At 33.0% G+C, this 12,540-nt stretch carries 5 protein-coding genes; all 5 read right to left on the bottom strand.

Annotated elements, in window-relative coordinates; all coding sequences use genetic code 11:
- Positions 1–5: 5 nt before the first annotated feature.
- Entirely contained in the window at positions 6–1,475 is a 1,470-nt protein-coding gene (locus Q1B37_RS20035) for a RagB/SusD family nutrient uptake outer membrane protein (protein ID WP_299901732.1), read from the bottom strand.
- Between the two features lie 6 nt (positions 1,476–1,481).
- Positions 1,482–4,499, bottom strand: coding sequence for a TonB-dependent receptor (locus tag Q1B37_RS20040; protein ID WP_299901735.1), 3,018 nt, complete (start codon positions 4,497–4,499; stop codon positions 1,482–1,484).
- A gap of 255 nt (positions 4,500–4,754) precedes the next feature.
- Positions 4,755–7,562 (bottom strand): LuxR family transcriptional regulator, encoded by a 2,808-nt coding sequence (locus Q1B37_RS20045; RefSeq protein ID WP_299901738.1) that lies wholly within the window; start codon positions 7,560–7,562, stop codon positions 4,755–4,757.
- Entirely contained in the window at positions 7,563–9,209 is a 1,647-nt protein-coding gene (locus Q1B37_RS20050; protein ID WP_299901740.1) for a solute:sodium symporter family transporter, read from the bottom strand. It abuts the gene before it with no gap.
- Between the two features lie 144 nt (positions 9,210–9,353).
- Positions 9,354–12,515 carry a cytochrome c biogenesis protein CcsA gene (gene ccsA / locus Q1B37_RS20055; protein ID WP_299901742.1) on the bottom strand — a complete coding sequence of 1,054 codons (3,162 nt, stop codon included), beginning with the start codon at positions 12,513–12,515 and terminating at the stop codon, positions 9,354–9,356.
- Positions 12,516–12,540: the final 25 nt, after the last annotated feature.

Consider the following 12,540-nt stretch of genomic DNA (forward strand, 5'->3'; position numbering starts at 1 on the left):
TTTTTTTAGTATCCTGGATTTTGTTCCCATCTATTTCCTGCTAATTGTATTTCTATCAATGGTATTGGAAAAACCTCATGTTTTCCGGTAACGAAACCATCTATTTCTGTAGCTGCGCGTCCTGTTCTTACCAAATCAAAAAAGTGATGCCCTTCTCCCACTAACTCTACTCTTCTTTCTTGATAGATCGCATCTGTTAACGAAGTTCCTGTAGCAGTTACATCCGCTAGTTGTGCTCTTGTCCTTACTCTATTCAAATAGGTTTGTGCAATACCATCGTTACTTGGAGATTTTCTGTTATGTGCTTCTGCTGCCATTAATAGAACATCTGCGAAACGAATAGCTCTATAGTTATTAGGATTGGTAAGATTAGCATCTCCTGTATTCAAATCTCCTTGACGTGCAATGTATTTTCTATTGTAATATCCTGTATGCTCAAAACCTGTAGAAAAAGTAGCCCCTTGTGCTGCTGCCCAAGCATCAATATCCAGGATAGCAACATCTAACCTTATATCGCCAGCTTCGAAAGCATCTACAACTTCTTGAGTAGGTATATTAAAACTAAAACCAGAATCAAATAGTGGTCCTGAATAATTTCTAATTCCATTGAAACCAACTGCTACATTCCCTTCGCTACACTGCAAACAACCAAAACCTGCTCCTTCGACATCTGTATACTGAACTTCAAAAACGGATTCTATATTATTTTCACCTTCTTGTTCAAAAATAGTATCGTAATCATCCACTAAATCATATGGCCCAGCGATTACTAAGTCTAAAACATCTGCCGCTTCACTAAACTTATCCTGAAACAAATAGACTTTACCCAGTAATGCTCTTGCAGCACCTTGTGTTACTCTACCGATTTCTGATTGAACTGCCGGTAGATTTTCTGAAGCGAACAACAAATCTTCTTCTATAAGTACGTATACATCTTCTTTTGGAGAGCGATCTATTTCAGTTTCTTCTCCAAATAGAATTCTTTTATCTATCGCAAGAGGTACATCTCCAAACCATTTAACCAATTCGAAATAATAATAAGCTCTTAGAAAACGGGTTTGTGCAATCACCTCTTCTTTTCCCGGAAAATCTGTTTTATCCTGAAACTCCATGATATAATTGGCTCTATTTACTCCAGCATACATCCAATTCCAAATATCTCTTAATTGTGCATTTACAGGAGTATGTATCATATCATCTATCTCCTGTATTCCTGGTACATCTGTAGCACTTTCTCCTCCTGCCAATGTATTATCGGATGCTATCTCACCTAACATGACATTTATGTAAGTAGACTGTAATAGATCATATGCTCCAATTAAAGCACTCTGATAGTCCTCTTCGCTGTTAAAAAAGTCTTCTGAATTCTCATCTTCTGAAGCTACATCCACAAAATCATCACTACATCCCATAAGAACAGATCCTATTAATACTAGGGACATGATTAATTGTTTGTGATACTTTATCTTTTTCATGTTTGACTAAAATTTAAGATTAACACCTAATAAATATGTTCTTGGTACTGGATAAAAACCTTGGTCTATTCCTCCACCGATAGGCGCACCGGAAGATGCTGCCGGATCATACCCTTGATATTCTGTAAATGTGTATAGGTTATTTATAGAAGCATATACTCTAAACTTATCGATACCTATAGGTTGCATATATTGATCAGAAAAAGTATATCCTAATTGTATATTTTGAATTCTTAGATAAGATCCATCTTCTACGTAAAAACTTGAGAATAAATTATTAGAATTGGCACCTGTTGTTACTCTAGGAAACTCATTAGTAGATCCTTCTCCAGTCCAACGATCTAAGAACCCTGTTCTTCTGTTCACTAAGGGCTGATTACGTTCATAATTTCTGATAATATCATTACCTAATGATGCGAATGCATATGCTGTAAAGTCAATATTCTTATATTCGAAACCAATATTTAATCCCATTGTTACATCTGGGATAGGATTTCCAATATCTGTTCTATCATCTGAATTAATTTCTCCATCACCATTTACATCTACATATCTAAGATCTCCTGGTGCTGCATTTGCCTGAGTCGCATGAGCATCTACTTCTGCTTGATTCTGAAAAACACCATCGGTTTGTAATCCGAAGAAATATCCTATAGGTTTACCAGCTTCCATTCTTGATGGAGGATCCTGTCCTACTCCAAATGAACCTCCTGCGATAAAACTATTATCACTATTTACGGCTATTACTTCATTATCAATTGTCGTTAAATTGAAACTTGCATTTAATTTGAAGTTTTCAGAAAAACGATCATTATAACTAATCAGGAATTCATATCCTTTATTTTCCACAATACCTGCATTAATGATAGGAGGAGCTGATCCAGGAGCAGCTACTCCTAAAATTCCTGAAACGGGTGCAACTACCAACAAATCTTCTGTACGCTTTTTGAAATAATCAAAGGTGATATCGATTTTATTATCCCAAAATCTGGTATCAAAACCAATATCTAATGTTTTTTGTTGTTCCCACTTAATTTCTGGGTTAGAAAGTTGTCCTATTGCAGTACCAAATAATAACTCATCGTTAATTACGTAAGCTCCTTCTCCATTTAATAAAGAAACAAATCCAAAATCTCCGATTCTATCATTTCCTATAACTCCATAACTTCCTCTAATTTTTAGAAAGTTTAACCAACTACTATCATTCAGAAAGGATTCATCAGATACCACCCATCCTACTGAAGCAGAAGGAAAATATCCGAACTTATTTTTGGGACCAAATTTTGTAGAACCATCCCTACGCAAAACGGCAGAGAATAAATACTTTCCTTTATATCCGTATTGTAATCTGGTAAAATATGATAAGAGTCTACTATCAAATTCATTTCCTCCATTCTGAAAATTATTTACCACATCAGAGGCCTGAGAAATATTAGCATTTGAATAAGAATTGTCTATAATATCAAAACCTGTGAAACTTGTAAAAGTTCCCGTTGTTTTAAAAACTGACATTCCTAATAATACCTTTACATCATGATCATCTGCAAATATCTTTTCGTACTTTAAAAAGTTATCCCAAGTAAAATCTCTAAAGAAATTTTTGAATTCCGTAACGTTACTTCTATCTACATTAAATACCTTTCCTGATCCATAAAATACTTCTGGAGAAAATACTTTTCCGTCTACCTCGGAATAATTAAACTGAAACTTAGATTCTGCTGTGAAATTATTTAGAAAATCATAACGAAGACCAAACGTAGCTCCTATTCTATTTACTTGCGTCTTATTGAACGTGTTTTCTATCTGAGCTACAGGGTTAATAACTTCATTTCCTAAACCTTCCGCTAATGTAAAATCTCCATTCTCGTCTCTAACTGATAATGTTGGCGCCATATTTAAAGCATTGAACAATACTGAACCTAATGTGTTTTCTAATAAAGTTTTTCTATTTGTTTGTGTAAAAATCCCAGAAGTTGTGAACTTAAAGTTTTTGGCAAAATCTAAACTATAATTTAATCGTCCTGTAAAACGATCAAAATTAGCATCAGAACCACCTACAATCCCATCTTGTGATAAATAAGAAACTCCTCCCGCATATGTAGATTTTTCTCCTCCACCAGATAGGTTAAAATTAATATTGGAAATCGCAGCGGTTCTAAAAATTTCATCTTGCCAATCAGTACCTTCTCCCAATGTTGTAAAGTTTGGAAAAGGTGGTGTACTTCCTCCAGCTGCAAATGCTTCGTTGATAATAACCCCATATTCTGTGGCATTTAATACAGGTAATCTTCTAGTCGTTTCTTGAAAACCCGCATAAGAATCCAATTCAAATTTTAGATCTGTATTTTTATATCCTGACTTTGTTGTTATCAGAATAACACCATTTGCGGCTCTTACTCCATAAATACCTGCTGTAGCATCTTTAAGTACATTAATACTCTCTATATCATTTGGGTTTAAAACACTTAGATCCTCTATCACATTACCATCTACCAAAATCAAAGGTCTACTATCACCGTTCGTAGAAATTCCACGTATAGAAATGGTAGAACCACTTCCTGGAGAACTTGATTGTGTGGTAATATTTACACCTGCTACTTGTCCTTGCAACGCTTGCTCTACCCTAACAGGGTTTAATTCTTCAATCGTTTCAGAACCTAGTACAGAAACTGCTCCTGTAATTTCTTTTTTAGTTTGAGAGCCATATCCTATAACAATTACTTGTTCTAGGGATTGACTATCTTCTTGCATGGTTACATTAATCTCAGAATTCTGTCCAACCTTTATTTCTTGAGTTGTAAAACCGATATACGAAAAAACTAATGTGCTTCCGATGGAAACATTATTTAGTGTATAGTTTCCATTAAAATCGGTAACTGCTCCATTAGATGTGTTTTTCACAATTACGTTCACACCTGGCAATTCTAAACCAGTTGCATCTTTTACCTTCCCATTAACATTAATTTCTTGAGCACTTATAACTGTTGTCAAAAAAACAACAATTAAGAAATATGCAATTTTCATAAGCTTTTTTCTTTGAATTACTCAAATTTAGCCACGAATGTTAAGAAATCATTAATAAGAGGCCACAACAAAAAACATACAGTAATGAAGTTTTTTTTAATAATATCTTATGAATTTATTATAAAATGCAGTAAAATCAATAGCTATTAAGGATTTGAAGACTTTTGAAAAAAACGAAACAAAATCTAGTTTGTATACCTACTACAACGTTAGAGTATAGGTAATGTTGAGGTGATTATTAATAATGTTGTAGTCTTAAATTTCCAAGATGTAGTTTACCAAACTATCTGAATGCTCTAACTCCAACTTTTTTCTTAAACGATATCGTTTAATTTCGACACTTCTCACAGAAATATTTAATAATGGTGCAATTTCTTTAGATGATAAATTGAGCCTTAAATAGGTGCAGAATCTTAAATCATGAGGCGTTAAATTGGAATGTTTGGCTTTTAGTTTTTTTAGAAAATCTTTATCCACATTATTAAAGGCCTCTTCAAAATGTCTCCAATCGTCTTTATTGTTTAAATTTCTGTCAATAATACGCTCTACATTCTTTAAACCATTAGTCTCTTGATGCGATTTTTGAAGTTCTTTTTTAATCGTATTTAAGATTTCATTCTTTTTAATAATACTCATTGTCGAAGACGCCAACTCTCTATTTTTACTTTCAATATCCTGAGTTAACTTTTCATTATTCAATTTCATTATCTCTCTCTCATTCTCTAACTGTCTAAGCTCTAACTGTTTTTTATTTTCCTCTACCAGTTTCTCTTTCTGCTTAGTATAATATCGATTATAAGCTTTATTAATAGCAAACAAAGCAGCCAAAAACAGGATTGAATATAATATAATGGCAAATACCGAAAAATACCATGGTCTATCGATAGTAAACTCATAAATCATTTCTTCAGTAGTTACATCGTTACCAATTTTAGCTCTTACAACAAATTTGTATTCTCCAAAAGGCAAATTCTCAAAAACCTTACTAGTCTCTGTTGTCCATGCACTCCAATCCTCATAAAACCCTTCTAGTTTATATTGAAACTTCGAGATGAGATATTTATCATATTCTGGGATGGTATATGAAAAAGAAATTGTATTAAGGTTTGATCTAAAAACTGGATCTTCTTGAGAAATATTTACTTTTTCAAATTCGGTATCTTTTTGTTTTACTTCTACGTTCTCCAGAATAATAGTATGATTTTCTGAGTGAACTTTAGAAATATCTAGCACGATATACCCATCTGTAGTACCTAATAAGTAAGTATCATCCTTTAGATGCAACATATTCTCATAACCTATCATTTCCTTTCGCAAAGTATACGGTATTGGTATTTTTTTAGCATCTAAATTTTCTGAAAATTGACTTTGAAAAATGTAATTCAATTCATTTTCTGCAAAACTCCAAAGCCCTCCTTTATTATCTTTTACCAATCTCCCTACATTATCTTTTTGAACACCAAAAGCTTCATTAATTATGTTGGTTTTATTAAATTTTTGTTCCTTCTTATTGTAGTGAAAGACACCTTTGTCATGAACATAGAAAAAATCATCTTTGTAGGTTATTATTCTGGAGTTCTTTCCTTTTGGTGTTAGCGTATCTTTAGATACTGTTTGTATTCTAGTAAAGTTAGTATCAAGTGTTAATTGGAAAAGTCCCTTATATTCATGATTAATCCAAAACTTATCATCATAAAATTCTAAAAATCTAGCAGAATAATCAAAGCCTTCTATTTTATGTTTAAGTCCCCAGCTGTCATTCTTTTTTTCTAAAATACTAAGCCCCGTATAATGCCCCTGTAACAACCAATTTGGATGATTTGGCAAGGTTCTAAATATCCATGTCCCTCCTACTTCACTAATCAATTTAGAACTACCTTTATTTATAAGAAAAGTACCAGCGTCGTGTCCGCAAAATAATGTGTTATCATACGTAAAAAGATTCCAGACTTGCCCATTGGTTCCTTCTACAAATTTAAACTCTTCGGTTTCATCAAGTTTTTTATAAAACAAGCCTTGATTTGTTCCTAAGTATAAATGGCCGTCAAAAATGATCGTTGTATAAACAGTTCCTATTACTCCTTTATCGTCATAAAAACTTTGTACCGCTGATTTTATATTTAAACAATTAATCCCTTTATCTAAACCTAACCAAATGTTTCCTTCTACATCCTCAAAAGATGATAAAACTGTATTATTACTTAAACCTTTGGCTTGATTAATTTGAAAAACAATCTCTCCTTTCGGATCAAAATACATCACTCCTTTAGAAATTGTTCCCAATACAAAACCTCCATCTTTAAGTATCGTACAACTATAAACTGTGGTATTCTCTAATAGATTATCCGACGGTATTTCCCATTTATTTATATTATCACCGGAAAGAGTAAAAAATCCTTTAGTTGCAGTAAGTAAAATGATTTCATTCTGATATTTTGAAATACTAACTATTTTATCATTTATAATTTCGGGATTATCTATAACTAGTATTGGTTTCCCTTTAACTATCTTATAGATTCCGTGTGATACATCCTGATAATAAATACTTCCATTAACATTAAATATATTGGTAATAGTAAGATTAGCATCTATAAATGAAATTTCCTCTGTATTGGTATTATAAAAATAAATTCTGTTTAATGACTGAAATAAAATCCATTCATCCTGATTAATGATATGCCAAAACTGTTCATCCTCTATAAGTTTGTCTTGAAGTTTTTTTGTTAAAGAGGAATATTCTAGTTTGCCAAAGTTATTCTTTTTCCAGTATCCAAAATCCATATAGAAGCCCGTATAAATACGATCGCCTATTACTTTTACAGATCGCATTACGGTTTCATTTGGTGTAGGATACAATTCCCAATTGGCTCCATTGTATTCTAACAGTCCTTTATTATTGGCTATATAAACATACTTGTTAGCAGCCTGGGAAATTGACCAATTTTGAGTTTCTGCACCATAAACTTCGGGCAAATACACCTCTATTGGAGGTAACTCCTGACCAACTATAAAAGTCGGAAGTACATAAAATAGAATTAAAAATATGCTTTTTCTAATACTCAATTAATTAAAATAGATGTAAGTAGATATCACTATTAAACATATAACAGCTCCTACCACTTTGGTATATTTCCAAGGAGTAATATCCACTTCTTTTGTATACTGCTGTTCATATGCCTCTTCTCTAGGATACAATTTACCAATAATTAACATGATAATTATATTAACCACAAAAAGAATCGCCATCACATGTAAAAAATGAGGATATGCAGCGGATTCTATTTTTCCTAATGCTACAACGTCTGTAACACCATTCGCTTTCGCAGCTTCCACCGCATTACTTTGAAGTGCCGGTTTGATTATAAACTGACTAATAATATATAATACTGATCCAGATATTATACCAATCTTACCTGCTATAGCAGGAACCTTCTTAGTAAGATATCCCACAACGATAATAGTTAAAATAGGTATACTGTAAATACCATTTACTTCTTGTAAATAATCAAAAAGACTTCCTGCATTTGCAATAAATGGTGCTACTGCCATCGCTAACACTGCTAACAAAATACCGAAACTTTTTCCTGCTTTTACCACTTGCCTTTCACTAGCATCCTTATTAATGTATTCTTTGTAAATATCTAAACCAAATAGAGTTACCGAACTATTCAAAGCACTATTAAAAGAACTCAAAATAGCTCCAAATAATACTGCAGCAAAAAAGCCTACCAATGATACCGGCAACACTTTACTTACTAATGTAGGATATGCTTCATCCGCTACTTCTAATTCTCCATTAAAAAGATGAAAAGCGATTATTCCTGGTAATACCACAATAATTGGCCCTAATATTTTTAAGAACGAACCTAGCAATAATCCTTTTTGCCCTTCTTTTAGATTTTTAGCTCCTAAAGCTCTTTGTATAATAGCCTGATTTGTTCCCCAATAAAATAACTGAACCAACATCATTCCCGTAAATATAGTTGCAAACGGTATAGAAGAATCGCTATCTCCTATAACCTTAAATTTTTCTGGATTAGAGTTCATTAAGGTACTGATACCATCTCCGATACTACCATCACCTATTTCTAATAATCCAAAAACAGGAATCATAATACCTCCTATTAATAATCCTACCGCGTTAATCGTATCTGAAACTGCCACTGCTTTTAGTCCTCCAAAAATTGCATAAATAGAACCAATAACTCCTATTCCAATTACACATATCCAAATGGAAGCATTTTTCGAAACTCCTAATAGCTCTGGAATATCGAACATTGTACTTATCGCTAAAGAACCAGAATACAATACAATAGGCAAGAAAACTACAACATAACCAGTTAAAAATAGTCCGGAAGTAATTGCTTTTGTAGTTGTATCATAACGTCTTTCTAGAAACTGGGGTACTGTAGTGATTCCACCTTTAAGATATCTTGGTAATAAAAAAATAGCAGTGATCACCATAGCAATAGCAGCTAAAGTCTCCCATGCCATTACCAAAATCCCTTCTGAATAAGAAGATCCATTTAAACCTACTATCTGTTCTGTAGACAGATTGGTTAATAATAAAGATCCCGCAATGACAACAGCTGTTAAACTACGTCCACCTAAAAAATAACCGTCTGAAGAAGTTTCGTCTGTTTTTCTTGTAGCTAAATAAGAAATAACCGCAACTAAAAGTGTGAAACCTACAAAAGAAATGATACCCATTTTATAATTTTAATGATTTGTTAACACCATAAAAATATCAGTTATCATTTAATAGTATTAAAGATTATATTAAAAAAATACGAATGTATAGTTTTTGTATAGGTCTTTTTGCGAATAACCCAATGAAATACAAATTGTTATAAATTATACTTTCTTGTAGTGTATTGTATATCTCCAATAAGAAAAAGCTCCTAAAACTGCCCATGCTATGAAACTATAATACACTGCACTCGGAGTTACAACTTGATCTCCACTTGCATAGGAATGCAACCCTTTTAGATAGAAATTCACTCCAAAATAAGTCATCAAAATCGATCCTACGGCCAAAACTGACATTAAGTTAAAAAACCATCTACCTCTTAAACCAGGAACTAATCTCATGTGTATTACAAAAGCATATACCATAATACTCACTAATGCCCAAGTTTCTTTAGGATCCCATCCCCAGTAACGCCCCCAACTTTCATTTGCCCACATTCCTCCTAAGAAATTACCGATGGTTAACATCACTAACCCTATGGTTAAAGCCATTTCATTAATAATAGTAATCTCTTTGATTGTTAGGTCCATTCTCTTTTTGTTTGACTTTGTGGTTAATACCATCAATAAAAGCGAGAGTATTCCTAGAATTGCTCCAACAAAGAATGGTCCATAACTAGCAACTATAATAGATACATGAATTAGTACCCAATACGAATCTAATACCGGTTGTAGGTTAGCGATCGCAGGATCTGTCCAGTTCTCGTGTGCAAAAAATAGTATAATTGCAGCTACAAAAGCGGTTGCAGCTACAGTAAGACTACTTTTCTTACCAAATGCCAATCCTAAAGCCATAGTAGCCCAAGCGACATATATCATGGATTCGTAAGCATCACTCCAAGGAGCATGACCTGAAACATACCATCTAATAATTAAACCAGAAGTGTGAATCATAAAAATAAGTACGGTAATTCCTGTAAAAACCTGTATTAAGAACTTTACGAACTTATTCTTGTGGAAAAATATTCCAAAAATGATGATTAAAATGAATAAGACACTTGTTAATCCATAATAGCGATATAAAGTTCTAAAAATATCGTATTTATTAAGAGCTATTTCCGCTTGTATCTTTTCGTCTTTTGGCATTACTTCACTTCCAAACTTATTCTGGAATGATTTAATACTTTCTATATACTGTTCTGGTTTGCTATAATCTCCAGTTTTTCTTGCTTCCTGTAATGACTGTATGTAGATTGGAATGATCTGTTTAGTGTATACAGAATCCATCCCCGTAAACTTATACTCATTTAATTGAGGTACAGAAACCCATTTATTACCTTCGTCATTAGGTACAGGAAATATTCTAAGAATACCGCCACCTAACGCTTGATTTAATAAATAAAACTTATCATGGGTTTTCAAAAAGTCTTTTTCAAAACTACTCGGTGTACTTGTACTACTTGCTTTTTCTAAGTAAGGATCTAATTTATACGATCCATCTTGCTCTACCAAGTCAATTAGAGACACTCTTCTTTCTGATTTAGAAACTCCTAAAATCTTACGCAAACTATCATTTTCTCGTTGAATCTCAATAATCGGAATGCTATACCATATAAATGGATTCTCTAACATGGAAACAAATACTTGATCCGCTGTTAACCCTTCATAAGTATCCTTTTTGCTAAGCTTTCGAAGTAACTCGGAAGAAAACGTATTTACAGGTTTCATTCTACCACGCTCATCCTGAATAACAATACTTCCAAATTTTGCAGCATGTTCCTTGCTTACAGCATTTGCCTTAATAATAGAATCAAGTTTCGCTTTACTCGGTAGCGTTTGCAAATGATTTACATGGTCTATTTGTTCTTGAGCAAAAGAAAAACTACTGGTCACCAATGCTAGTAGGATAGCTAAATTTTTCTTTTTCGACTTTACCTTATTCAACATCTTCTCAAGATCTTTAAATCTAGATCCTCTTGTAAATAAAATTAACATGAGCCCAAGATATAATAGCAAATATCCAGCATAGGTTATCATAGTACCCCAATAATCATGACTTACAGACAATATCGTAGTTTTCTCATCTGGTTCAAAAGATGCCTGAAAAAAACGATATCCTTTATGATCCAATACATGATTCATATAGATATCATAAGGCTCTGGAGTTTTATTTTCTTCTACAATATCAACCTTGCTCATAAATGACTTATACACCTTTTGAGTTCCTGGCTGTTTCTCAGCAATGAAATCATTAAGTTTTAAAGCAAAAGGTAGCTCCAATCGCTTCGATCCATAGCTAAAATACATATCCAAACCACCAAGAGAAACTTTTTGCATATCATTAGCATATCCTTTTCCTCCTAGCAATTTCACCTCTTTTGTTTCTCCCTTAGTAGTAACATCCAAAATTAACGCATCTTGTTGTCCTTTGTCTTTTACTTCGATAGGAACTACATCGTATATCCCAGTAATTACCGGATCAGGAATTACAAACTGCATTCCTGCTGTTTGATACAATGACCTTAACATTAAGGGCTGTAGACTATCTTTAACTACCAAACCTTGTTTTTGATCAGCCATTCTCAAAAATGAACCATCAAAAGGAGATTCTATATAATACTCATCGTCCTTATAAGTAATGTTAATAGCTCCTTTTGTAGGTACATTAAAAGCTACTAAAATATTGTGTATGTTAGAAACCTCCCCTTCTTTTAAGTAATGCTCATGTCTGCTTCCATCACCTGCTTCCACGATCTTTAGATAATTATCACCTTCTTCTGTTTCTACTAAGCCCATTTCTGCGCCAGTGATATAATCTTTATAGGTTATCGTAACAGGCTGCTTGTTATAATCGGTATTTATAACAAAATGGTTGTTTGTTGCTTCTGTAAGTTCTAATTGCTCAGAAAGAGGTCTTCTTCTTGGCTCTCCATTTATTTCACCGTCCAAAAAAATAGTTAGGTAAGTTCTTTCTGAAAGAAATTCTGAAGTAGTTTCTCCCTCTCTTATAGGCATCACACCTTCATAACTAATATATCTTGTGATAAAAGCTCCTAAGAGAATTAAAATAAAAGAAAGATGTAAAAGCAATGTTGCCCACTTCTCTTTCTTATATAATTGATAACGAACAATATTCCCGCAAAAATTAATCATAAAAAAGGCCATAATTGCTTCAAACCACCAAGTATTATATATCCAAATCCTTGCTGCTGTTGTTCCATAGCCATCCTCTAAAAATGTACCCACTGCCATAGCAACAGCGAAAATTATAAACAGAATTGCCATTAATCTCGTAGAAAATAAAATACTTGCTAATCTCTTTTGCATTGTAACTTTTTTAGCTCGGCAAATT

The sequence above is a fragment of the uncultured Aquimarina sp. genome (genome assembly GCF_947492965.1).
In the GTDB taxonomy this organism is placed as follows: domain Bacteria; phylum Bacteroidota; class Bacteroidia; order Flavobacteriales; family Flavobacteriaceae; genus Aquimarina.